This window comes from Xanthobacter sp. SG618 (genome assembly GCF_012932745.1).
Classification (GTDB): domain Bacteria; phylum Pseudomonadota; class Alphaproteobacteria; order Rhizobiales; family Xanthobacteraceae; genus Xanthobacter; species Xanthobacter flavus.
The window spans coordinates 88703-110846 of sequence record NZ_JABBHL010000007.1 but is presented as its reverse complement, the minus strand read 5'-3'; the positions used below and the strand labels follow the sequence as shown (position 1 = coordinate 110846).

Below are 22144 nucleotides of genomic sequence, written 5' to 3'. Positions count from 1 at the left end.
TGCTTTGGTCGGGATCTGCTCCGCTCCATGCGGAATCGGTCAAGGACCTCAGGCTTTCGGTCAACGGGGAGACGCGCCGCTACGTCGTGGTGACACCCGATGGCGTCACCACGACTGCCCCCACGGTGATCGCGCTGCATGGCGCGGCCCAGACGCCGGAAAGCTTCCGCGCCTATTTCGGGCTCGATGCCGCGGCGGCAAAGCACGGCTTCGTTGCCGTCTATCCGGAAGGCGAGGGGCGGACGTGGAACGATGGCCGCCCGGCGGCCATGCGACTCAAGATGATGCTGCGGCCGGGCGACGACGTGGGGTTCCTGGTGGCGCTGGCGCGGCGGCTGGCGGTGGACGGCATCGCCGATCCGAACCGCATCTACCTCACCGGCATTTCCAACGGCGGCTTCATGGTGCAGCGCATGGCCTGCGAATATGCCGAGCTGTTCGCCGCCTATTCGGCGATCATGTCCACCGCGCCGGCCAACTATAAGGAAGAGTGCCAGCCGTCGAAGCCGGTCTCCATCCAGTTCATTCACGGCACGGCGGATTCGGTGATCGGCTATGCCGGTTTCTGGACGCCGCTGGGTTCGACCCTCTCCGCGCCCGACAGCGCCCGCCTCTATGCCGCTCTGGACGGATGCGGGCCGGCTACGAGCACCAAGCTGCCCGACCTTGCCCCGGATGACGGTACCACAGCCGAGCTGCGCCGATGGGAAGGGTGCCGGGATGGCAGCGCGGTGGAGCTCATCACCATCGAGCGCGGCGGGCACCAGTCGCCGGCCATGGTGGAAACCAAGCCCGACCTCGCCACGCCATTTCTCGGCCTGCGCAGCCACGACATCGATGCCGGCGAGGAGATTTGGCGCTTCATGTCGGTCTATGGCGGTGTGCCGGCCGCGGCGGCGCCTGCCGCTCCGCCGCGCAAGCCGAAGCCCAAGCCGACCGGATCCGGGGCTGCGGCGAAGCCGCCGGCGACCAACTCGGGGGCGGCCGACGGGAGCAAGCCGGCGGAAGCGAAGCCGACGGCTGCCAAGCCCCAGGGGGCAAATGCCGCACCGCCCACGGCTTCGGCCGGGGCGGCGTCGGGCGCGGCCGGTCAGCGCGGGATCAGCGCCCAGTAGTCGAGATCGAGGATGACGCTCGGGTCGTAATCGCCGTTCTCCGCCTTGAAGGGGAAGTCGGCGGTCGGCCGGTCCTTGGTGGCGACGGTGCGCAGGCGCAGCGCGCCCACGTCGTCCCGGCCGGGCAGTTCCTGCGCGTCCAGCACCTCGCTCCAGGCATGGACGGTGAGGCCGGCGAACAACGGCGCGACATGGCGGCCGCCATTGATGGCGGCGATGTGGAAGGCGTTGGCGAGGCCGTTGAAGGAGAGCGCACGGGCGATCGAGATCACGTGCCCGCCATAGATGAGCCGACGGCCGAAGCGGCCCTGGCCCTCGGTGAACTGGTTGAAGTGCACCTTCGCCGTGTTCTGGTAGAGGCGGGTGGCGATCATGTGCTCCGCCTCCTCCACCGTCATGCCGTCCACATGGTCGATGCGCTCGCCCACCGCATAGTCGCTGAAGCGGGCGGTCGAGCCGGAGAGGTCGTCGCGCCAGCCGCCGAGGTCGAGCACGGGCACAGCGCCGCCAAGGGCATCGGGGGCCAACGCCGCGGGAAGGGTGGGAACCACGGGCTCGGGCGCGGGGAGGGAGGGGTCCGCCTTGCGCACCATCACCCAGCGCACATAGTCCAGCATCTCGGTGCCGTCCTGGTTGAAGCCCACGGAGCGGACATAGACGACGCCGCTCTGGCCGTTGGAATTCTCACGGAGGCCGATGACTTCGGACACGGCGGTCAGGGTATCACCCGGATAGACAGGGGCGAGGAAGCGGCCGCCGGCATAGCCGAGATTGGCCACGGCATTGAGCGAGATGTCCGGCACCGTCTTGCCGAACACCGTGTGGAACACGAGCAGGTCGTCCACCGGGGCGGCCGGATAGCCGATGTCCTGGGCGAAGGTGTCGGCGGACTGGACCGCGAAGCGGGTGCCGTACAGGGCGCTGTAGAGGCTCACGTCGCCCACCGTCACGGTGCGCGGCGTCGCGTGGCGGATCACCTGTCCGACGCTGAAATCCTCGAAGAAATTGCCCCGGTTGGTCTTGCTCATCTAGGGTCCCCCAATTCGTCGGCGCATGTTGCAGAGCCCGTGGGTGCGACGCAACAGGCCGAAGGGAGAACGTGCCGAATCTCGGCCGCGATGCCGGATCGGCTTGACGCGTGCCCCCCTCATGGTCCTCATGGGGCGTTCCGGAGGGGTGCTGGGCCACTCCGGAAGGCGCAGCGGGCAAGAGGGGGCGTTCGTGTCGGGTTCGGCGAGCCAGAATCTGTCGTTTCAGGCCATGATTTTCACGGCCTGCCTGTTTCCCTTCTACATTCTCGCTGCAACGCTCACCAATTCGGCGGCGATCCTCACGGACCTGCTCGCCACCTCGTTCGACCTGACGGCGCTCACCGCCTGCTGGCTGGTGCTGAAGCTCGCCCACAAGGCCCATGCGGGCAAATATGCCTACGGCCTCGGCAAGCTGGAAAACCTCGCCGAGCTGATGATCGCGCTGCTGCAGACGATCCTGGTGGTCATCGCCGGCACCCGCGCCATCATCCGCGTGATGCACCCGGAGGGCGTGGACGGCGCCGAGCTCGGGCTCTTCGTGGCGGCCCTGGCGGTGGTCGGCAACGTAATCCTGAACCGCAAGGCCACGCGCCTCGCCCACGAGACCCATTCGCCGGTGCTGGCCGCCCAGGCCCGCGTTCACCTCGTCTCGGCCATCGCCTCCGGCTCGGTGTTCACGGTCACGGTGATCCTGTCGATCTTCAACAACATCCCGATCCTGTACTACCTCGATCCGATGGGCTCGTTCGTGGTCATCGGGTTCATGATCTACAACATCTACGCCATGCTCTCGAACTCGGTGGCCTCCCTGCTGGACCAGGCCATCGACGAGGCGGGGCAGCTGCGCATCCTCAAGGTGCTCACCACCCATTTCGACGACTTTGACGAGCTGGGCGACATCCGCACCCGCCAGTTCGGCGGCAAGATGTTCGTGGAGCTGCATCTTGGCTTCGAGAGCGACTGGACGGTCGCCCGCGCCCGCGCCGTGGTGGCCAAGCTCACCGAGTCGGTGAAGCGGGAGTTCCGCGAGGCCGGCGACGAGGTGGATGTGTCCATCGTCCTCATGCCCGGCCACGCCGCTTCTGCCGAGGCGAAGGCGGTCTGATCCGCCGCCGCGCGTCCTGATCGGCGCGCCCTTTGCGCAGGCTCAGTGCTCGGAGAGCACCACCTCGTCCGACCACTCGCCTTCCACTTCCTTGACGATGGCCTGGCCGCAGATGACGCGGCCCTGAACGCTGTCGAAGGTGAGGGTGGGAGCGCCGTGGAGCTGCCAGCCCCGGTTGAGGGCGGCGGACACGCGCTTGCAAAAGGCAGCGTCGTCGGGGCCAGTGAGATAGCGATAGAGCTTCATGGTTCAGTCCCCCCGGGGTCTCAGAGCCGCGCGCCGATGCGACGGGCGACGGCGTCGCGCTTGTCCTGGAAGCCCTGCGTCCGGCCACGGACCTCCTCGACAAGGCGGGGATCCTCCTTGTCGCGGGGCGGGAAGGGCGGTTCGGGCTGGTATTCGATGGCGAGGGTGATGCGCCGTGCCTCGTCCTCGCCGGCGATCTCGCTCGCCAGCGCCAGCGCCAGGTCGATCCCGGAGGAAACGCCGGCGCCGGTGAGGCGATTGCGGTCGATCACCACCCGTTCCTCCACCGGGATGGCACCGAGATGGGCCAACTGCGGCAAAGATAGCCAGTGGCAGGTGGCGCGGTAGCCCTTGAGCAGCCCCGCGGCACCAAGGATCAGCGAGCCGGTGCAGACGGAGGTCACATAGCGCGCGCCGTCCGCCATCTCCTGCAGGAAGCCGAGGGTTTCCCGGTCTTCCATGAGCTCAAGCTGGCCCGGCCCGCCGGGCACGAACAGCACGTCGCAGTCGTGGATTTCCTTGAACGCGGCGGTGGGCATGATGGAGAGACCCGCCACGTCCTTCACCGGTCTGGTGCTCGTCTTCCAGACGATGTCGATCTTCGCGCCGGGCAGCCGCGCGAATACCTCAAACGGGCCGGTGAGGTCGAGCTGCGTCATGTCTGGATAGGCGACCATGACGATGTGCAGGGGCGCAGGAGCGGTCGGGGCGGCGGGTGTGGTCATGGTGCGGTCAGCTGCGGGCGGCGATGGCGTCGGCCAGCGCGACGGTGCGCTTCGCCATCTCGGCGTGGAGCAACTCCACCATGCGGCCGTCCAGCGTGATGACGCCCTTGCCCGCATTCTCCGGCAAGGCGAAGGCGGCGATGATCGCCCGGGCCCGCGCCACCTCGGCCTCCGGGGGGCTGAAGGCGATGTTGCAGGGCTCGATCTGGCTCGGGTGGATCAGCGTCTTGCCATCCATGCCGAACTCCACGCCCTGGGCGCATTCGGCCTTGAAGCCGTCGAGGTCCTGGAACTGGTTCCACACGCCGTCAAGCACGTCCACGCCATAGACGCGGGCGGCGGCGACAACGAGGCTCAGCCAGCCGACCATGGGCGCGCGGCCCGGCACCAGAGCGGCACGGGTTTCCTTGGCGAGGTCGTTGGTGCCGAGGACGAACACCGAGAGACGGGTCAGCGGGTCCTGCGCGGCGGCGGCGATGGCCTTGATGTCGAGGATCGCCAGCGGCGTCTCGATCATCGCCCAGACCCGCGTGGTGGCCGGCACGTCCAGCGCCTTGAGGCGGCGGCCCACCGTGACGAGTTGCTCCACCGATTGCACCTTGGGCAGCAGGATCGCGTCGGGCGTGGCGGATGCGGCGGCTTCCAGATCATCCGGTCCCCACGGCGTGTCGAGGCCATTGATGCGGATGACCACCTCGCGCGGTCCGAAGCCGCCGGCCTTCACCGTCTCGACGATGCGGCCGCGGGCTTCGACCTTGGCGTCGGGGGCGACCGCGTCCTCAAGGTCCAGGATCACCGCATCGGCCGGAAGGGTGCGCGCCTTCTCCAGCGCGCGGGCGTTGGAGCCGGGCATGTAGAGGACGCTGCGACGCGGACGGATGGACGCGGCGGAATTTCCCTCGGACATGACGGCTCCTCGACCCATGCAGCGGGCGGCGCCCGCACTTCTTCCCTGAAATCGGTAAAGCGCCGCTCCGGCTTTGCAAAGCGGATTTTGCCGCGCTGCGGCAGAGGTGGTCAGGCTGCCGGAAAGACGGGAACCTTCAGCGCGCCGGCGGAGCGGCGGCCGGTTCGGCGCCGGGAGGCGGCCAGGTGAAATCGTCGGCCCGCCCACGGACGGGTGGCGGCGCAACACCATCCTTCAGTACCTTCGCGGCCGAGGCGGCGCTGGTGGAAACCTGCACCGCATCGGGGCGCGCGTCGCGGCCCGTGGCCGGGGCACCGGCGAGGGCGGAGGGCCGCTCCGGTCCGCTGGTGGCGTCCGGGGTCGGCGAGGCCTTGGCGCCGCCGCTCTCCTCCAGCATGCGGTTGATGTCCTTCTGAACGAAGAAGGCCAGCTTTCGCCCGCCGGCGCGGGTAAAGCGCACGCCATCGTTGAATCTCAGGCGCCTGCGCTGGCCGTCCACCGCCGGGCCGTTCGCCATGTACTTCCCGTCCTCGTCGACGAAGCCGTCCCAGACATTGGCGAAGGTGAGCCCCGCGCGGGCGACGCGGGCGCGCAGAATCTCGTTCAGCTTGGCATAGTCATCGGACAACTGGCCGTTGGCGACGGGGGCAAGGCCGACCACGATGATCCGTCCGGCCTTTTCGCGCAGCGCGGCAAGCACCTCGTCGACACGCTTGCCATAGAGCTCGTTCCACCGCTCGGTCATCGGCTGGGCCTGGGTATCGCCATCCTTGATGGGCTGGAGGTCGTCCGAGCCGAGCGCAACGACGGTGACGGAAGGCCGCGCGGTCGCAATCGCATCGGGAAGGCGGGCGAGCCAGTCCACCGGCGTCGGCAGGAAGCCGCTCTCGTCGACCGTGTTGTCGACGATCGCGATGCGCTGGCGCTCCGGCACGTAGGAATCGGCGAGGCCCTGCGCCAATTGGCCTGCCATGCGGTCACCGAGCACCAGAACGAACTGGCTGGGCGGGACACGCTTGCCCTGGCTCGCGGCATCGGCGGAGCCATAGACGACGCCTGTGGGCTCGGCCGGCGCCTGGGGCTTTACCTGCTGCTGGGGCGGAGGCAGGAGGTCGGGCTGGGGCTGGAACGGCCACCAGCCGGAATTCTGCGGGGGACGCTGCTGTTGCTGCTGCCGCTGTTGGGGCTGGGGATTGCCGCGCGGCACGTTGGCCGGGGGACGTAGGAAGAAGAAGAAGTCGTTCTGCGCAAAAGCGGGGCGCGCCGCATCGGCGGCCAGCAGCACGCCGGTAAGAAGGGCGAGCAGAAGCAGTGCGAGGGGATTGGGCCGCACAGGCACACCGCCTCGCCTCCGGCTTGGTCCGGTCTCGGAAGAATGGGGTTCCGCTGCGCGCCACATATCCTAGCAATGGACCAGCGCGGCGGCTCAATCAAGGCGTCCGCGGAGCGGGGGCGGTGGGCAGGTTCGGAGCCCCGAGCAGCGCTCCGGGCCGCCGGGCGGGTTCTGGCGCGGCGTAGAGATAGGGCGCGCCACGTCTCAGAGGCATTGAAAACGAAAAAGGCCGCCAGTGGCGGCCTTCTGGAAGAACGGAGCGGCTTGCGCTCAGTTCAGCTTGGTCTTGACCTCGCCGATGGCGTGGGAAATCAGCCGATCGGAGACGTCGCCGGTTGCGGCGCGGCCCAGAAGAACCTCGGCGGCCTTGGCGGCGGCTTCGGCGGCGATGGCCTTCACGTCGGCCACGGCCTGGTGCTCGGCCTGGGCGATCTTGTCCTCGGCCATCTTGGTGCGGCGGGACACGAAGTCTTCGATCTTGGCCTTGGCCTCGGCCGCGAGGCGCTCGGCCTCCGCCTTGGCTGCGGTGACGATGGATTCAGCCTCAGCCTCGGCCTCGCGCTGCTTGCGCTTGAACTCGGCGACGAGCTTCTGCGCCTCTTCCTTCAGCCGGCGGGCTTCTTCAAGCTCGGCCGAGATGCGCTGGCCGCGGCTGTCGAGCGCGGAAGCGATGGCGCGGTGGGCGCCGGCATAGATGAGGATGCCGACGAAGACCACGAAGGCGATGGCGACCCAAAGTTCAGCCAGTGACATCTCGTTCATAACGTGGTCCTCGGGTCCGTCTGCGTCCGCCCGGTCCGGGCCCGCGCGACGTTGAAACGTCAGGGTCTCGTCCAGAACGCGAACCGGTCAGGCGCGTTCAAAATTCCAGAACCCGGCTGCCCTGAAGGCGCGCGGGCGTCGCGGCCCTCAGGCCGCGTCCTTCTTGGCGAGGGCGCTGTCGACGGCCTGTTCCACCTCGTGCTGAGCGGGGCTCGTGCCGATGAGGGTGGAGACGATGGCGCCGGTGGCGTCCACGGCGATGCCCTTCACATGGGTGAGGGCCTCGGTCTTGGTGGAGGCGATGCGCTCCTCGGCAGCGGCGAGCTTGGTGGCGAGCTCCGCCTCGAGCGACTTGCGGTTGGCGTCCTGCTCGGCATTGAGACGGTTGCGCGTCTCGCCGGCGATGGAGTTGGCCTTGGCGCGAGCCTCGGCGAGGGCCTTCTCGTAGGCCGCCTGGGCGGCCTCGCTGTCAGCCTTGTGCTTCGCCGCCTCCTCGAGGTCGTCGGCGATGCGGTCATGGCGCTCTTCCAATATGCGGCCGATGCGCGGGAGGGCGATGCGGCTCATCAGGAAGTAGAGGAGGCCGAAGCTCAGGACGAGCCACAGCAGCTGCGAGGCGAAGGTGGTGCCGTCGAAGGGCGGGAAGTGGCTCTTCTTGCCATGATCTCCGGCCGCATCCGCATGTCCCGTGCCGGGAGCTGCGGCGGCAGGCTCGTGGGTCCCATGCCCGGCGGCGCCGGTGGGCGGAGCCGCCTGTGCGACCGTGGCCGGCTTGCCGGCAGGATCGCTCGCCGCCGAGACGGGAGCGCCCATCAGGACCGCACCCGCAAACGCCAGCGCGACAGTCACTTTCCACGACTTCATCATGGCTTGCCCGCCTTCGCACCTGTCGAGGCAAGGGTGCCTCGTCACAGGGTGTCAATCACTGCGCCCGGGCGCTTGGCGCCCGGGAGACCTCTTCCGTCGCGAACCTGAGATCAGGCCACGAACAGCAGGACGAGGGCGACGACGAGCGAGAAGATGCCGAGACCTTCCGCGAGCGCCGCGCCAATGAACGCGCGGGCGAACTGGCCGTCGGCAGCCGACGGGTTGCGCAGGGCGCCGGAGAGGAAGTTGCCGAAGATGTTACCGACGCCGACGCCGGCGAGACCCATGCCGAGGCAGGCGAGACCGGCACCAATGAACTTACCAGCTGCGGGATCCATGGACTGCTCCTTCAAAAACTCGAGTGTTGGGGTAATCGGCGGAACGGCGAGGCGACGTCCAGATCAGTGACCCGGGTGGATCGCGTCGTTGAGGTAGATCGAGGTGAGCACCGCGAACACGTAGGCCTGTAGCACAGCCACCAGAAGCTCCAGCGCGGTGAGCGCCACGATCATCAGGAAGGGCAGCGTCGCGCCGAACCAGCCGGCCACACCGGCCGAGGCGAGGCCCACCACGAAGAAGGCGAACACCTTCAGCGCGATATGACCGGCCAGCATGTTGGCGAACAGACGCAGCGACAGGCTGATGGGGCGGGAGAGGAACGAGACGACCTCGATCACCACCAGGAAGGGAAGCAGGAAGCCCGGGACGCCCGACGGCACGAACAGGTGCAGGAAGTGGGTGCCGTGCTTGACGAAGCCGTAGATGATGACGGTGCCGATCACCAGCAGCGCCAGAGCGGCGGTGACGATGAGGTGCGCCGTGACGGTGAAGGTGTAGGGGATGAGGCCCACCACGTTCGCCACCAGCACGAACATGAACAGCGAGAACACCAGGGGGAAGAACACCATGCCCTGGTTGCCGGCGCTGTCACGCACCATCTTGGCGATGAATTCGTAGCTCATCTCCGCCGCCGACTGGGCCCGGCCCGGCACCAGGGTGCGGCCGCGGGTGGCGTAGGTGAGGAAGAAGAAGATGATCGCCACGATGCCGAACATGAACACGGCGGCGTTCGTGAACGAGAATTGCACGCTGCTGAGGTTCAGCAGGTCCACGTAGCGCTTGATCTCGAACTGGTGGATCGGATCGACGGTCATCCGAACGCGCCCCCTGCCATCGCGGCCTCGGCCGCTGAACCCAAGATCACGGCCGAAGCCGCCAAATGTATCAACAGGCCGAAATCCGCTGCCGGACCCCGCCCCAATGACCCGGACGGCTCGCGCCGCCCCGAAAACCCTGTCCCGCCGCGCCATCCCCGCTTCGAGGTGGCGCCCGTCAGGACGCGCCGGGGCCCTTTTTCCGGCCTTCGCCGGACGCCCTCAGCATGTTCGTCACGCCCGCGGCGAAGCCGACCAGCGTGAATACGATCAGCCCCCAGGGCGTGATCGAGAAGAAGCGGTCGATGCCGTAGCCGATGAGAGACCCCACCAGAACGCCCGACACGAATTCTGCACCCAGCCGGAAGGCAAGCGCGACGCCCGACTTGGACGAGGTATCCTGCTCTTTCGGAGCCGGCACCTCGGCTTTGGCGCGGACGTGGCCCAACGAGGTGTTGAGCTGCTCAAGCCTTGCGGAGAGCTCGGTATCGCTTGGCCGGGAGCCTCCCGCCCCGCCCGGTCCGCTTTTGCCTCCTGCGGAGGTATTGTCAGGTCCGGACATTGCGCGAGTTCCTGGCTCCGGTGGAGGACAGCAGCCCTCCCCCTCGAACCGCGGCGCACCATAGTTGCGTCAAAATTGAGTGTCAAGGCAGCCGTAGGGGGTATCAAGTTTTTGAAAATAAAGAAGAAAAATGTGGCTGCGACATCGTGCTTCGCCGTCTCGGCGCTGCCGCAGTGGAAAGCGTGCACCCGCCTCCTTCCGTACGGGCGCTCCGGCGCCCTGAGAAAGGCCAAGCTCCAGCAAGTCTTGGGAGGCTAGACGGCCTCGCGCAGCCGCTCGGCGCTCTGCAAATCCACCGAGACCAGACGGGATACGCCGCGCTCGGCCATGGTCACGCCGAACAGGCGATTCTGGTGGGCCATGGTGATGGGATTGTGGGTGATGGTGAGGAAGCGCGTGTCGGTGAGGCGCGTCATTTCCTCAAGCAGGGTACAGAATCGCTCCACGTTGGCGTCGTCGAGCGGCGCGTCCACCTCGTCCAGCACGCAGATGGGCGCGGGATTGGTGAGGAAGACGGCGAAGATGAGCGCCATGGCGGTCAGAGCCTGCTCGCCGCCGGACAGCAGCATCAGCGTCTGCGGCTTCTTGCCCGGGGGCTTGGCGATGATGTCGAGGCCGGCCTCCAGCGGATCGTCCGCGTCCGTGAGCACCAGTTGCGCCTCGCCACCGCCGAACAGCGTGTCGAACAGCTTGCGGAAATGCCCGTCCACCACCGCGAAGGAAGCCTGAAGCCGTTCGCGGGCCTCGCGATTGAGGCTCTGGATGGCGGCGCGCAGGCGGCGGATGGCTTCGTTGAGGTCGTCGCGTTCGGTGGTAAGCCGGGTGTGCTGGGCCTCCGCTTCCTCCAGCTCCACATCGGCACGCAGGTTCACGGCGCCGAGTCGATCCCGGTCGCGCTTCGCCCGCTCCAGCGTCGCCTCAATGGCGGCGACGTTGGGGGGAGGGGATGAGTCGGTCAGACCGGCCTGTTCGCGGGCAAGGTCCGGCGGGCCGTCGAGGATGTCGGCGATCTCGCGCTGGAGGTCGTCGCGGCGCTGGCGGGCGCCTTCCAGCCGGGCGTCGGCGCGGGCGGCCTCGGCGCGGGCGCCGGACATGGCTTCCAGCGCGTCTCGGGCGGCCCGGTCGGCGGCGGCAAGCGCCTCCTCGCCCTCGGTGAGGCGATCGGCGGCCTCGCGGCGGGCGGCCTCCGCCTCTTCCAGCGCATTCATGAGCGCGCGGCGGCGGCGGATGAATTCGGAGGGGGCTTCCTCGATCTCGGCGAGCTCGGCCTTCGCCTCGGCCTCGCGGGCGGCGACGGCGGCAAGCCGTTCCCCGGCACCGCCGGCGCGCTGGCGCCAGGAGCGTTCTTCCGCGGCGATGGCTTCCAGCCGGCGCATGCGCTGGGTGGCGTCGCGCCTCAGCGCATCGAGCCGGGCGCGGGCCTCGGCCACGGCGGCGCGGCGTTCGGCGGTGTCGGCGCGGGCGCGGGCCAGCTCTGATTCGAGCACCTGCGGCGTGTCGAGGGCGGCGAGCTGGCGCTCGGCGTCGGCCAGCGATGCTTCCGATTCGGCGCGCACGGCGGCGAGGCGGTTGCGTGCCTCGGCCAGAGCCGAAAGGCGCGCGAGATGCTGTGCGGCGCGGCGCTCGGCGGCTTCCAAAGTGGCACGGCTCGCCTCGGCGGAGCGCTGTGCGGCGCGGCGGGCCTCCCGAGCGAGATTTTCCCCCTCGGCGGCCTGACGCAAGACGGCTTCGCGATCGGCGAGGGTCGCACGTACCTCATCGAGATTTGCTTCCGCCAGAGCCGCCTCGGCCTCGATGTCGGCGAGGCGGTTGCGCTCGGCGAGGCGGCGGGCGGCGGCTGTGGGGGCATCGGCGGCGGCGACCACGCCGTCCCAGCGCCACAGGTCCCCCTCCATGGAGACGAGGCGCTGGCCCGCCTTCAGCCGGCTTGCCAAAGCGGGGCCGTCGGCGCGGGCTACGATGCCCACCTGCACCAGCCGTCGCGCCAGCGCCGGGGCGCCGGAGACGAACCGCGACAGGGGCTGGGCGCCTTGCGGCAACGGGGGGTCGGACGGGTCCAATGCCGCGCCGGCCCAGCGGGCGGGGGCGGCGCCGTCCACCGGCAAATCGAGATCGTCACCCAGGGCGGCGCCCAGCGCCGTCTCATAGCCCTTGGCGACTGTGACGAGATCGGCCACGGGCGGGAAGCGCGCATCGCTGGACTGGAGCACCTTCGCAAGCGTTCGCGCCTCGGTCTCCAGCCGGCCGAAACGGGCCTGCGCCTCGGCGAGGGTCGGGCGCAGTTCCTCGATGGCGCGGCGGGCGACGGTGTGGGCCACCTCGGCGTCGATGCTCGCTTCCTCGGCCTCGGCCAAAGCGTCGCGGGCGGCCTCGGCCTCCATGCGCAGGCCTTCGAGGGCGTCGGTGCCGGCCTGCTGCTTCAGGCGGCTTTCCTCGGCCTCCACCGAGGCGCGCTCGGCGGCGTTGCGCACCAGCCGGTCGCGCGTCTCGCGCAGAAGCTGTTCCAGAGAGGCGCGTCGGGCGCCGAGATCGGCAAAGTGCGCGGTCTTTTCTTCCAGCGCGCGCTCGGCCTCCTCCAGAAAGGCGGCGGCCTCTTCCTGCATGTCGGCGGCAATGGCCTCGCGCTCGGCCGCTTCCTCCTGCTCGAAGCGCAGGTTCTCGGCCTCGGCGGCGAGACGCTCCAGCACGCTCTCGGCGTCGTGGGAGAGGGCCTCCTCGCGGGCGGTATCCTGGGCCAGCTGGACGAGACGACGTTCCAGCTCTTCCTTGCGGGCGGCGAGGCGGGCCTCCTCGGCATCCAGCTCCTGGCGGGCATGGGTGATGCGCTGTAGCGCCGCGGCGGCTTCCGCCTCCTTCTGGCGCAAAGCGGGGAGGGCGTGGGCGGCGAGGGCCTGAAGGCGCGCGGCCTCGGCCTGAAGGCGCGTATGCTCGGCGCCGTCGCGCTTGGCGGCTTCCACGGCCTGCTCGGCATCGGCCAGCGCCTTGGTGACGTCCTGCCAGCGCAGCCAGAGGAGGGTTGCCTCGCACTGACGGATTTCGGCGGCCAGCGACTTGTAGCGCACGGTCTGGCGGGACTGGCGGCGCAGGCTGTCCACCTGCGTGCCCAGCTGGGTGATGACATCCTCCAGCCGCAGCAGGTTCTGCTCGGCGGCCTTCAGCCGGGTTTCGGCCTCGTGGCGGCGGGCGTGGAGGCCGGCGACGCCGGCGGCCTCTTCCAGGATGCGGCGGCGGGCATTGGGCTTGGCGCCGACGATCTCGCCGATCTGCCCCTGCCGCACGAGGGCGGGGGAGCGGGCGCCGGTGGAGGCGTCGGCGAAGATGAGCTGGACGTCGCGGGCGCGCACGTCCTTGCCATTGATGCGGTAGCTCGATCCGGCGCCGCGCTCGATGCGGCGGACGATCTCCAGCTGGTCCCACTCATTGAAGGCGGCAGGGGCGGTGCGGTCGGAATTGTCGAGGTGCAGCACCACTTCGGCCGAATTGCGCGACGGCCGGCCCGTGGTGCCGGAGAAGATCACGTCCTCCATGTCGTTGGCGCGCATGGCCTTGTAGGAGCTTTCGCCCATCACCCAGCGCAACGCCTCGACAAGATTGGACTTGCCGCACCCGTTCGGCCCCACCACGCCGGTAAGGCCGGGCTCGATCAGGAGATCGGTGGGCTCGACGAAGGTCTTGAAGCCCACGAGCCGCAGGCGGTCGAACTTCATGCCGCGATCTTGGCTGTGGGGACGGGAAACAGGATCATCGCCTCGGGGTGTGCCAGCCTTTCCGGTGGAGGTCAAACCAGCGTGCATGCCCCGCCGCCCCTGTGCAAGCCTTGGCCGGGCAACGATCCACAGGGGGTGCCCGGTGCGCCGGCGGGAGATGCGCGTCGGTGCGTCCTGGGGTTGTGTCGGCGCCTCCCGCCTTACCTTCCGCCCCTGAAAGGGGTACAAGGCGGCAAGCGCCGCATTGCGTCGGTGTGACGGCGCCCCATCTAAGGGGGGCTTGTCCCGGCGATGCCGCCTTCGGGCGCCGCGGGGCTGGATTTTCGGGGATTGCGACACATGCTGCTCAATCAGGCAGGCGCCACGGGTGCCAAACCGGCTGCGGCTTCCGACAGCGCCGGCGGGGACATCATCGACACCACCACCCAGACCTTCATGGCCGAGGTGATGGAGGAATCGAAGCGCCGCCCGGTCCTCGTGGATTTCTGGGCGCCCTGGTGCGGCCCGTGCAAGACCCTCACCCCGGTGATCGAGAAGGTGGTCAAGGCCGCCAAGGGCAAGGTGCGCCTCGCCAAGCTGAACATCGACGACCATCCGGTCATCCCCGGCAAGCTCGGCATCCAGTCGGTGCCCACGGTCTATGCCTTCGTGAACGGCCAGCCGGTGGACGGCTTCATGGGCGCCCTGCCGGAGGGACAGGTGAAGGCGTTCATCGATCGCCTCCTCGGTCCCGGAACGGACGGGCTGGAAGAAGCCCTCGCGGCGGCCGAAGGCGCGTTGGCGGATGGCGATTTGACCGCGGCGGCGGAGATCTTTGCCGGCGTGCTCGGTGAGGAACCGGACAATCTGAAGGCACTCGCCGGCCTCGTGCGCACCCAGGTCGCGGCCGGCGCGCTGGAGCAGGCCAAGGCGACGCTGGCGCTGGCGCCCGCCGACAAGGCCAACGACCCGTCGGTCGCCGCCGCCCGCGCTGCCCTTGATGTGGCCGAGCAGGCCGCCTCGCTGGGCGATCTCGCGACGCTGCAGGCCAAGCTCGACCTCGACCCGGCCGACCATCAGGCCCGTTTCGACCTCGCGATCGGGCTGAATGCCAAGGGCCGGCGCGAGGATGCGCTGATCCACCTGCTCGACATCGTGAAGCGTGACCGCTCCTGGAACGAGGATGCCGCGCGCAAGCAGTTGGTCCAGCTGTTCGAGGCCTGGGGTCCGACCGATCCGCTCACCCTTTCGGGACGTAAGAAGTTGTCAGCGATCATGTTCGCCTGAGAGCGCGTCCTTCCAAACGCGGGTGCGGGACGCTGCCTTCGATCGTTCGGGTCGATGCGCTTTCCCGATGCGGACGGAGTTTCGCGCGACGGCGCTCGAAAAGGATTTTTTCGTGGCTACCAACCGCAATTACCTGTCGCCGGCGGACATTCCGCCGGTGATCCCTGTCTTTCCGCTCACCGGCGCGCTGCTGCTGCCCCGGGCGGAACTGCCGCTCAACATCTTCGAGCCGCGCTATCTGGCCATGGTGGACGATGCGCTGTCCGGCGCGCGGCTCATCGGCATGATCCAGCCGGACGAGGCCGCGCCTGCGGGCGCGAGCGGGCCGGCGGTGCACAAGGTGGGCTGCGTGGGGCGTCTCACCCAGTTCGGCGAGACCGGCGACGGGCGCTATCTCATCACCCTGAGCGGCATCTGCCGCTTCCGCGTGGTGGAAGAGATGCCGGTGACCACCCCCTACCGCCAGTTCCGTATCGATACGGCGCCCTTCGCCGAGGATTTCGATGTTTCGGCGGGTGAGGCGGAGGTGGACCGGGAGGCGGTTCTCGCAGCGCTCGCGGCCTTTCTCGACGCCAACAAGCTGGAAGCCGACTGGGACGGCATCCGCCAGGCCGGCACCGAGACGCTGGTCAACGCGCTCTCGGTGATGTCGCCTTACGGCGCACTGGAGAAGCAGGCGCTGCTAGAGGCGGAGGACCTCAAGGCCCGTGCGGACATGCTGGTGGCCATTACCCAGATGATGCTGGCGCGCATGCCCGGCGACGGCGAAGGCTCGCTTCAGTAGCTCAGGGCTCTACCGCGAAGCGCAGCCGGCCCGCAGGGGCGAGGGTGCGGGCGTCGAAGGTGCGGATCTCGGTTGCGCCGTTGACCTCGATGGCCACCACCACCACGTCGCCGGAGACGGCGGTGGAGACGATCCGGGCGCCCTTGGGCAGAAGCGCCGTCATTTCGCCGGTGGCCAGCGGTTTTGCCCGGATCATGCGATAACCGATCACGCCGAACACGGCCGCCACTCCCAGCACCATGACCAGCATGGAGATGCTGGAGAAGCGGCGGAACTTGCGGATCACGCGCTCCTGCTCCGGCGTCAGCGCCTCTTCGGGGGTGTCGATCTGGGGCGGGCGGTGGAACATGAGGGGCCGGGGCTCCTGGCGGGACAAGAATGAACGCGAAGACGACCGAAGCTGCCCTTGCCGACGGCTTCGACGACCTCACCGATGAGATCGGGCCGGACGAAGCCGGTCAGGACGCGGGCGCGAGCCTCACCCTCGCCGTCGCCCCCGAGGATGCGGGGCAGCGGCTGGACCGCGTCCTGGCGCGCCTTGCGCCCGAACTCAGCCGCACCCGCATCCAGCGTCTCGTAGCGGAAGGGCAGGTGTCCATCGGCGGGGGAGTGGTAGGGGACGCGGCCGCGAGGGTCAATGCCGGCGAGGTCTACACCCTGACCCTGCCGCCTCCCGAGCCGGCCGAGCCGGTGGCGGAAGACCTCCCGCTCACCATCGCCTTCGAGGACGATCACCTCATCGTCATCGACAAGCCGGCCGGATTGGTCGTGCATCCCGCGCCGGGCCATGCCTCCGGCACGCTGGTGAACGCGCTTCTGCATCATTGTGGCGACAGCCTCTCCGGCATCGGCGGGGTGCGCCGCCCGGGCATCGTCCATCGCATCGACAAGGATACCTCTGGCCTGCTGGTGGTCGCCAAGTCCGATGCCGCACACAAGGGCCTCGCCGCCCAGTTCGCCGACCACGGCCGTACCGGGCCGCTGGAGCGCGCCTATCTCGCCTTCGTCTGGGGCGTGCCCGAGCCGAAGGGCAGGGTGGATGCGCCCATCGACCGGCATCCGACCCATCGCCAGAAGATGGCGGTGCGGGGTTCCGGCCGTCACGCGGTGACCCATTGGGAGGTGCTGGAGACCTTCGTCGGCAAGACCGGGGCGGAGGTGGCGAGCCTCATCGAATGCCGGCTGGAGACCGGACGGACCCACCAGATCCGCGTCCACATGGCCCATGCCGGCCACCCGCTCCTGGGAGATGAGGTCTACGGCCAGGGCTTCCGGACCAAGGTCTCCCTGCTGCCGGACGAGGCCCGGGCCTGCCTCGCCGCACTGGGCCGGCAGGCGCTTCATGCCGCGCGGCTCGGTTTCGCGCACCCGGTGACGGGCGCGGAATTGTCGTTCGAAAGTGAGTTGCCGCAGGACCTTGCGGCTCTGGAGGCGGCGCTGCGCGACTAGTTTGTGAGCGTGCAGAAACGCAATTCGCTCTCGCAGCGACGTGAGAGGATGAAACCTATCCGCGCCCCATTCGTATCTATATCATCGTGCGTCGCGGTCGGCGTCATGCGGCCGCACGAGCGGCTGCCCGGATGGGGGCCGCGGGAGAAGGAGGCCTCGTGATGGCCCAGCATAAGTCCATGCCTATTCCCTCCGCAGAGGGCGGGCTTTCGCGGTACCTGGAGGAAATCCGGCGGTTCCCCATGCTGGAGCCGCAGGAGGAATATATGCTCGCCAAAAGCTGGCGCGAGCACGGGGACCGCGACGCCGCTCACAAGCTGGTGACGAGCCATCTGCGTCTCGTGGCCAAGATCGCCATGGGCTACCGCGGTTATGGCCTGCCCATCTCCGAGGTGATCTCCGAGGGCAATGTGGGCCTCATGCAGGCGGTGAAGCGGTTCGAGCCCGAGAAGGGCTTCCGCCTCGCCACCTATGCCATGTGGTGGATCCGTGCCTCCATCCAGGAATACATCCTGCGCTCGTGGAGCCTCGTGAAGATGGGCACCACGGCGGCGCAGAAGAAGCTGTTCTTTAACCTGCGCAAGGCCAAGAGCCAGATTTCCGCGCTGGAGGAGGGCGACCTGCGCCCCGATCAGGTGCAGCAGATCGCCACCAAGCTCGGCGTGACCGAGCAGGACGTGGTGGACATGAACCGCCGCCTGTCCGGCGACGCGTCCCTCAACGCGCCGATCCGCGAGGACTCGGAGGGCGGGGAGTGGCAGGACTGGCTGGTGGACGAGCGCCTCGACCAGGAGGAGCAGCTCGCCGAGAGCGAGGAGTTGGCCAACCGCCGCTCAGCCCTGTCCGGCGCGCTGTCCGTGCTCAATGATCGTGAGCGTCGCATCTTCGAGGCGCGCCGGCTCTCCGACGACCCGATGACGCTGGAAGACCTTGCCGCCGAGTTCGGCGTGTCGCGCGAGCGCGTGCGCCAGATCGAGGTGCGGGCGTTCGAGAAGGTGCAGAAGGCGGTGATGGACCGCGTTCGGCAGATCGAGGCCCCGGAGGCGGTCTCGGCCTGAGCCGGGACCGCGCGACTTCTCACATTCCTCCCTGAGGTGCCGTTAGGTGATCGGCGTGAGAGTATCACTTGCCGCTTGCGGCCGGAGAGCACTCCTATAATACCTCCGAAGGCTTTCCCGTGGTGTGGGGGCTACACCTGGGTTGACCTATACGGCACTCAATCAACTCTAAATATCTGCTCCTTTGCGAAAATCGATCCAAATGGGGATGGATTGGATCGATCTGATCTGGATCGCATGGACTTAGCATGATACCCGCCTAGCTTGACCTCTGGGGTGGCTTTGACAGGAACTCCCGTGCCGACGGTTGTTCCTGCCAGCGGTTCAGCCATGGCGCGCGTGGTGGCAGTGGGCAATGCGGGATGTTGCGGTCATTGTCGTCGATGACGACAAGGAGTTCCTTCTTGAGGTGCGAGAGGGCCTCGCACTCGAGAACCTGCCAGTCGTCTGCGCCTCTTCGCCTTTGAGCGCTCTCGATATCGTCGAGCAGAACTTCGCCATACGCGTTTTGGTCACCGACCTTGCCATGCCGGGTCTCGACGGTCTGGAGCTGATCCGTCGCGTGGGTGAGCTTCGTCAAGGCGCGCAGATTCTTCCCATCATTCTCACGGGAAACGCATCGCTGGAGAATGCCATTGCCGCCTTGCGCATGGGTGCGGTGGATTTTCTCCAGAAGCCGGTGGAAATCGCCGATCTCGTGGCCGCCATTCGGCGCGCGCTGGACCTTTCCGTGCAGAAGCGGCGGGCTGCGACCCTGCTCGACGATCCTCTGGCTCTCCTGCGCCTGCTCGACGGCCTGCGCATGGACCGCAAGCGGGTACTTCCAAGGGTTGCCGGCGGAGATGCCGCCTGGGAAATGCTGCTCGATCTCGCCATGGCGCAGGCCGCTGGCCGGCAGGTTTCGGTCTCGGCGCTGTGCGCGGGGGCCGGAACCTCAACCACCACGGCCCTGCGTCGCCTCGAAGCGCTTGAACATGAAGGGCTCGTCGAGCGGCACCCCGACCCCGAGGATCGCCGAAGGGTATGGCTCCAGCTCACCCACAAGGGTGGGGCATCCGTTCGCCAGGCCGGCCGACGCTTTGCTGAAACTCTCCGCGCACTTATTTAGTAGTTATCCGTACGAGAGTTGTATTTTGCGAAAATGTCTCGCCGCAATGAACTATTTTTGGCCTCATGCCTTAGGATAAATGGGTTCATTCTGGATGCTATGACTATATTCTGAACCTGATTATCATTGTGAAAATTTTGGTACCCGGGCACTTTCCGCGCAGTTAAGCGGGTGGAGTGCCATGGGTGCAGCTGTTCTTGCTGATGACGGCGGTCGCGTCATCAATCCCTCTCACCATGAGAGAGGTCTTGTGGCGGCTTGGCTCGGAAATGCCGTCGGAACGTTCGTCGATGTCGGTGCGGGTGATCCCATCCGCGGCAACCAGACCTATCATCTCGAGCTGAACGGCTGGAAAGGGCTGCTCATCGAGCCGTCCGTCGAGCTGGCCAAGGCGTTGGAGACGACGCGAAAGTCTCCGGTCGTCCCGGTCGCCTGTGCGGGGCCTGGAGCGCCCGACACGCTTCAGCTCTGGCTTCTGGGATGGGAGGCGCGGTCGCACCTGTTCCCCGGCGACCAGCCGAGCGGCATGATCCGGGTGGCGGCCAGAACGCTCGATGACATTCTGGCGGAGGCGGGCATCACCAGCTTCGACTTCCTCTCCGTCGACGTGGGCGGCACGGAGGCGGACGTGCTTTCCGGCTTCACTGCGTCCCGCTTCAAGCCGCGTCTCATCCTGGTCGACGACCGGGTGAATTTCGGCCGCAGCCGTCGCCTGCTGCGGGCGCATGGTTACGTGCCGGTCCGTCGCACCGGGCACAATGCCTGGTTCGTGCCGCGCAGGCTCGCCCGCATTGCGCTCGCGGACAGGATGACGCTCGCGTGGCACTATGGGCCGGCCCGCCTCACCCGGCGGCTGATGCGTCGCGTCATGGTTTGATCGCGGCGAAGGCTGCCCCTTAGCCGGCGGGGTCGGCCGCTTCCACGGCCGCGCCTCGCCTTTGGTGGAGCGCGGACAGGACGAACGATGCGATGAGCATCAGGCCGACGCCGATGAAGATGCCGGCGAGGCGTTCCACCACCGGCATCAGCTCGGCGGGTGGCCCGCCGTCGGTGACGAGCGCGGTGATGAAGGCGACGCCGCCCTGCGTCCCGATATAGCTCTGCGGCCCGCCGCCGGTGTGCAGGCGGGAGAAATAGAAGATGCCGCCCGCGAGCACGGTCAGATAGACGAGAAGAGTGTCGAGCTGGAGCAGCAGCGCGGCCAGCCCGGCGAGCGCGCCCAGGACGCAGCCGAGCACGCGCTGGCGCCCGCGCCCGCGCATGGTGCCGAAATCCCGGTCCAGCACCGCGAGCGACGAGCCGATGGCCTGCGGCAGCGATGGCAGGTCGAACCACGACCACAACGTCACCATGGCAACTGCCGAGATGCCGGCCACGAGGCCGATGTGCACGAGATCGAGGTCCGCCGGATGAGCCGGCACGGGCGTTGTAGCCGGCGCCGCCCGATCGGTGCGCGGGCGCCCAACGGCATGCACGACGGCGCTCGCCACCACGCCGCAGGCGATCTCCAGGAAACGGTTCTCGGCGAAGGAGAAGAGCGCTTCGGTCTCGAGGATGCTCACCGCCAGCATCAGCATCAGCGTGATGGTGCCGTAGAACCAGGCATAGCCGTAGCGACTGGAGAAGCGCAGGTAGGAGCCGACCCCGCAGATGATGAAAAGGGCGAGGGCCTGGAAGAGGGGAATTCCCTCCAGCGCCACCGCCAGCAGATAGCCGGCAGAAAGGCCGACCGCGGTGCCGGCGAGGCGCATGCCCGCCTTGCGCCACAAGGCGGCGAAGTCGGGATTGGAGACGATCCAGGCGGAGATCGCCGCCCACCACAGGCCCTCAAGCCCGAGCGCCGCCGCCATCAGCAGCGCGAGCACCACGCTCGCGGCGGTGATGAGCCCCTGCCGCGCGCTCCAGCCCGCTGCGGCCATCGCCTCAGAACCAGATCAGCACGCGGGCATCTGCCCCGCGATAGAGCCGTTCGCGCGCTGGCAGGTCGCCCATGTCGATGAGCACGGGAAAGCGGCGGGGCAGGCGGATCCAGTCGGTGCTCAGCGGCACGTAGGGCAGGGCGCCATCCTCGCCGGCGCTGCGGGCGATGCCGGGAGAGATGGAGCGTACCGTGCCCCAGTGTGGCCGCCATGGGTCGGAGCCGATGGTGAAGAGCACGCTCTGGCCCGGCTTCAGCCGCGCCAGGTGCCGCTCGTCCACCGCTGCCACGATGTGCCAGTCGAGGTCCGAGACCACCGCCGCGAGCGGTTTGCCCGCCGTGGCATAGTCGCCGGTGCGCACGGTGAGCGGCGCGACGCGCCCCTTTACCGGGCTCACGATGCGGGTGCGGGAGAGTTCGTAACTGGCCTTGGCGAGGGCTTGGGCGGCGGTCGCCTGCTCGGCGCGGCGCACGGTGACGAGGGTCTGCGCCACCGCCGCAAGGCTCTCCGCCTTCTGCAAGTCGGCGGCGGCGACCACCGCATCGCGCCGCACCGTATCCAGCGCCTCGGCGGAGATGTCGCCGGTCTGGGAAAGGGATTCCGAGCGCGTCTGCTGGCGCCGGGCATTGTCGAGGGAGGCGCGGGCGGCGGAGACCATGGCCGTGCTCTCGTCGATCGCCGCTTCGGCGAGGCGGATGCGCTCGGCGGCCAATGTCACCTGCGCCTCGGCGGCCGCCACGGCCAGCGCGAAGGGCTCGCGCTCGATCTCGGCGAGAACGGCCCCGGCGGCGACCGACGCATCGTCGCCCACGACCACCTTGGCGAGCGGGCCGGACACTTCCGGGGCGATGAAGATGACATCCGTCGCCACATAGGCATCGCCGGAATAGGCGAAGAAGCGCACCGAGGTCTCATAAACGAGGAACGCCAGCACCACGGCGCCGAGGATCGAGGCGACCACATGGCGTTCGACGAAGGACAGCAACGGCGCCTCCCCACAGAACCGCTCCGCGGGCGCGGAGGTCAACCGCCCGCCGCGCCGGGGC

22 protein-coding genes are annotated in these 22144 nt (G+C 68.4%); 8 read left to right on the top strand and 14 right to left on the bottom strand.

From position 1 onward, the window contains the following. Window positions 1-86 precede the first annotated feature (86 nt). Entirely contained in the window at window positions 87-1115 is a 1029-nt protein-coding gene (locus FHT36_RS18475) for a PHB depolymerase family esterase (protein WP_169123961.1), read from the top strand. Here FHT36_RS18475 and FHT36_RS18470 read toward each other — a convergent pair. Continuing rightward, the gene (locus tag FHT36_RS18470) at window positions 1091-2143 is read right to left on the bottom strand and encodes a MaoC family dehydratase (protein WP_169123960.1); all 1053 of its coding nucleotides are present in this window, start codon (window positions 2141-2143) and stop codon (window positions 1091-1093) included. The two genes, FHT36_RS18475 and FHT36_RS18470, sit on opposite strands and share 25 nt — an antisense overlap. Before the next feature lie 193 nt (window positions 2144-2336). Here FHT36_RS18470 and FHT36_RS18465 point away from each other — a divergent pair, with 193 nt between their 5' ends. Further along, window positions 2337-3251, top strand: a complete 915-nt coding sequence (locus tag FHT36_RS18465; RefSeq protein ID WP_169123959.1) for a cation diffusion facilitator family transporter — start codon at window positions 2337-2339, stop codon at window positions 3249-3251. Between the two features lie 42 nt (window positions 3252-3293). On the opposite strand, the gene FHT36_RS18460 is transcribed toward FHT36_RS18465, so the two are convergent. From FHT36_RS18460 to smc, 10 genes are all read right to left on the bottom strand, one after another. Then, a complete protein-coding gene (locus FHT36_RS18460) occupies window positions 3294-3497 on the bottom strand; it encodes a DUF1737 domain-containing protein (protein WP_169123958.1) in 204 nt (67 codons plus the stop codon). A 20-nt stretch (window positions 3498-3517) separates the two neighbouring features. Further along, entirely contained in the window at window positions 3518-4222 is a 705-nt protein-coding gene (locus tag FHT36_RS18455; RefSeq protein ID WP_169123957.1) for a DJ-1/PfpI family protein, read from the bottom strand. A 7-nt stretch (window positions 4223-4229) separates the two neighbouring features. Next, on the bottom strand, window positions 4230-5129 hold the full coding sequence (locus tag FHT36_RS18450; RefSeq protein ID WP_169123956.1) for a CoA ester lyase: 900 nt from the start codon (window positions 5127-5129) through the stop codon (window positions 4230-4232). 136 nt (window positions 5130-5265) lie between these two features. Beyond that, window positions 5266-6468: an SGNH family hydrolase gene (locus FHT36_RS18445; protein ID WP_169123955.1), complete on the bottom strand. Its 1203-nt coding sequence runs from the start codon at window positions 6466-6468 to the stop codon at window positions 5266-5268. Between the two features lie 264 nt (window positions 6469-6732). Further along, a complete protein-coding gene (locus FHT36_RS18440; protein WP_169124127.1) occupies window positions 6733-7215 on the bottom strand; it encodes an ATP F0F1 synthase subunit B in 483 nt (160 codons plus the stop codon). A gap of 156 nt (window positions 7216-7371) precedes the next feature. Then, window positions 7372-8037 (bottom strand): F0F1 ATP synthase subunit B, encoded by a 666-nt coding sequence (locus tag FHT36_RS18435; RefSeq protein WP_169124126.1) that lies wholly within the window; start codon window positions 8035-8037, stop codon window positions 7372-7374. Between the two features lie 164 nt (window positions 8038-8201). After that, the gene (locus tag FHT36_RS18430; protein ID WP_024280371.1) at window positions 8202-8429 is read right to left on the bottom strand and encodes a F0F1 ATP synthase subunit C; all 228 of its coding nucleotides are present in this window, start codon (window positions 8427-8429) and stop codon (window positions 8202-8204) included. Window positions 8430-8492: 63 nt separating this feature from the next. Continuing rightward, window positions 8493-9245: a F0F1 ATP synthase subunit A gene (locus tag FHT36_RS18425; protein ID WP_024280370.1), complete on the bottom strand. Its 753-nt coding sequence runs from the start codon at window positions 9243-9245 to the stop codon at window positions 8493-8495. Window positions 9246-9423: 178 nt separating this feature from the next. Then, complete coding sequence (locus FHT36_RS18420) at window positions 9424-9807, bottom strand: AtpZ/AtpI family protein (protein WP_169123954.1); 384 nt, start codon at window positions 9805-9807, stop codon at window positions 9424-9426. Between the two features lie 254 nt (window positions 9808-10061). Then, entirely contained in the window at window positions 10062-13514 is a 3453-nt protein-coding gene (gene smc, locus FHT36_RS18415; RefSeq protein WP_169123953.1) for a chromosome segregation protein SMC, read from the bottom strand. 339 nt (window positions 13515-13853) lie between these two features. Between smc and trxA the strand changes: the two genes are divergently transcribed. After that, entirely contained in the window at window positions 13854-14780 is a 927-nt protein-coding gene (gene trxA, locus FHT36_RS18410; protein ID WP_169123952.1) for a thioredoxin, read from the top strand. Window positions 14781-14892: 112 nt separating this feature from the next. Next, window positions 14893-15564: an LON peptidase substrate-binding domain-containing protein gene (locus tag FHT36_RS18405; protein WP_229645261.1), complete on the top strand. Its 672-nt coding sequence runs from the start codon at window positions 14893-14895 to the stop codon at window positions 15562-15564. 1 nt (window position 15565) lies between these two features. Here the strand turns inward: FHT36_RS18405 and FHT36_RS18400 are convergent, their stop codons facing one another. Beyond that, window positions 15566-15913 (bottom strand): hypothetical protein, encoded by a 348-nt coding sequence (locus tag FHT36_RS18400; protein ID WP_169123950.1) that lies wholly within the window; start codon window positions 15911-15913, stop codon window positions 15566-15568. 29 nt (window positions 15914-15942) lie between these two features. On the opposite strand from FHT36_RS18400, the gene FHT36_RS18395 reads away from it, so the two are divergent. The 4 genes from FHT36_RS18395 (at window position 15943) to FHT36_RS18380 (ending at window position 20056) form a co-directional block, all read left to right on the top strand. Then, window positions 15943-17013, top strand: a complete 1071-nt coding sequence (locus tag FHT36_RS18395) for an RluA family pseudouridine synthase (RefSeq protein WP_169123949.1) — start codon at window positions 15943-15945, stop codon at window positions 17011-17013. Window positions 17014-17174: 161 nt separating this feature from the next. Next, the gene (gene rpoH, locus FHT36_RS18390; RefSeq protein WP_169123948.1) at window positions 17175-18071 is read left to right on the top strand and encodes an RNA polymerase sigma factor RpoH; all 897 of its coding nucleotides are present in this window, start codon (window positions 17175-17177) and stop codon (window positions 18069-18071) included. 355 nt (window positions 18072-18426) lie between these two features. Beyond that, the gene (locus tag FHT36_RS18385; RefSeq protein ID WP_169123947.1) at window positions 18427-19179 is read left to right on the top strand and encodes a response regulator; all 753 of its coding nucleotides are present in this window, start codon (window positions 18427-18429) and stop codon (window positions 19177-19179) included. 250 nt (window positions 19180-19429) lie between these two features. Then, on the top strand, window positions 19430-20056 hold the full coding sequence (locus tag FHT36_RS18380) for an FkbM family methyltransferase (RefSeq protein ID WP_169123946.1): 627 nt from the start codon (window positions 19430-19432) through the stop codon (window positions 20054-20056). Window positions 20057-20075: 19 nt separating this feature from the next. Here FHT36_RS18380 and FHT36_RS18375 read toward each other — a convergent pair whose 3' ends face one another. Then, complete coding sequence (locus FHT36_RS18375; RefSeq protein ID WP_169123945.1) at window positions 20076-21098, bottom strand: FUSC family protein; 1023 nt, start codon at window positions 21096-21098, stop codon at window positions 20076-20078. Between the two features lie 4 nt (window positions 21099-21102). Further along, window positions 21103-22083, bottom strand: a complete 981-nt coding sequence (locus FHT36_RS18370; protein WP_169123944.1) for an HlyD family secretion protein — start codon at window positions 22081-22083, stop codon at window positions 21103-21105. Window positions 22084-22144: the final 61 nt, after the last annotated feature.

Excerpts from the sequence above, each read along its gene's own strand:
- smc (WP_169123953.1), bottom strand. The coding sequence starts at position 13,514 with ATGAAGTTCGACCGCCTGCGGCTCGTGGGCTTCAAGACCTTCGTCGAG.
- trxA (WP_169123952.1), top strand. The coding sequence starts at position 13,854 with ATGCTGCTCAATCAGGCAGGCGCCACGGGTGCCAAACCGGCTGCGGCT.
- FHT36_RS18440 (WP_169124127.1), bottom strand. The coding sequence starts at position 7,215 with ATGTCACTGGCTGAACTTTGGGTCGCCATCGCCTTCGTGGTCTTCGTC.
- rpoH (WP_169123948.1), top strand. The coding sequence starts at position 17,175 with ATGGCCCAGCATAAGTCCATGCCTATTCCCTCCGCAGAGGGCGGGCTT.
- FHT36_RS18470 (WP_169123960.1), bottom strand. The coding sequence starts at position 2,143 with ATGAGCAAGACCAACCGGGGCAATTTCTTCGAGGATTTCAGCGTCGGA.
- FHT36_RS18455 (WP_169123957.1), bottom strand. The coding sequence starts at position 4,222 with ATGACCACACCCGCCGCCCCGACCGCTCCTGCGCCCCTGCACATCGTC.
- FHT36_RS18400 (WP_169123950.1), bottom strand. The coding sequence starts at position 15,913 with ATGTTCCACCGCCCGCCCCAGATCGACACCCCCGAAGAGGCGCTGACG.
- FHT36_RS18425 (WP_024280370.1), bottom strand. The coding sequence starts at position 9,245 with ATGACCGTCGATCCGATCCACCAGTTCGAGATCAAGCGCTACGTGGAC.
- FHT36_RS18395 (WP_169123949.1), top strand. The coding sequence starts at position 15,943 with ATGAACGCGAAGACGACCGAAGCTGCCCTTGCCGACGGCTTCGACGAC.
- FHT36_RS18435 (WP_169124126.1), bottom strand. The coding sequence starts at position 8,037 with ATGGGCGCTCCCGTCTCGGCGGCGAGCGATCCTGCCGGCAAGCCGGCC.
- FHT36_RS18375 (WP_169123945.1), bottom strand. The coding sequence starts at position 21,098 with ATGGCCGCAGCGGGCTGGAGCGCGCGGCAGGGGCTCATCACCGCCGCG.
- FHT36_RS18430 (WP_024280371.1), bottom strand. The coding sequence starts at position 8,429 with ATGGATCCCGCAGCTGGTAAGTTCATTGGTGCCGGTCTCGCCTGCCTC.
- FHT36_RS18450 (WP_169123956.1), bottom strand. The coding sequence starts at position 5,129 with ATGTCCGAGGGAAATTCCGCCGCGTCCATCCGTCCGCGTCGCAGCGTC.
- FHT36_RS18460 (WP_169123958.1), bottom strand. The coding sequence starts at position 3,497 with ATGAAGCTCTATCGCTATCTCACTGGCCCCGACGACGCTGCCTTTTGC.
- FHT36_RS18420 (WP_169123954.1), bottom strand. The coding sequence starts at position 9,807 with ATGTCCGGACCTGACAATACCTCCGCAGGAGGCAAAAGCGGACCGGGC.
- FHT36_RS18385 (WP_169123947.1), top strand. The coding sequence starts at position 18,427 with ATGCGGGATGTTGCGGTCATTGTCGTCGATGACGACAAGGAGTTCCTT.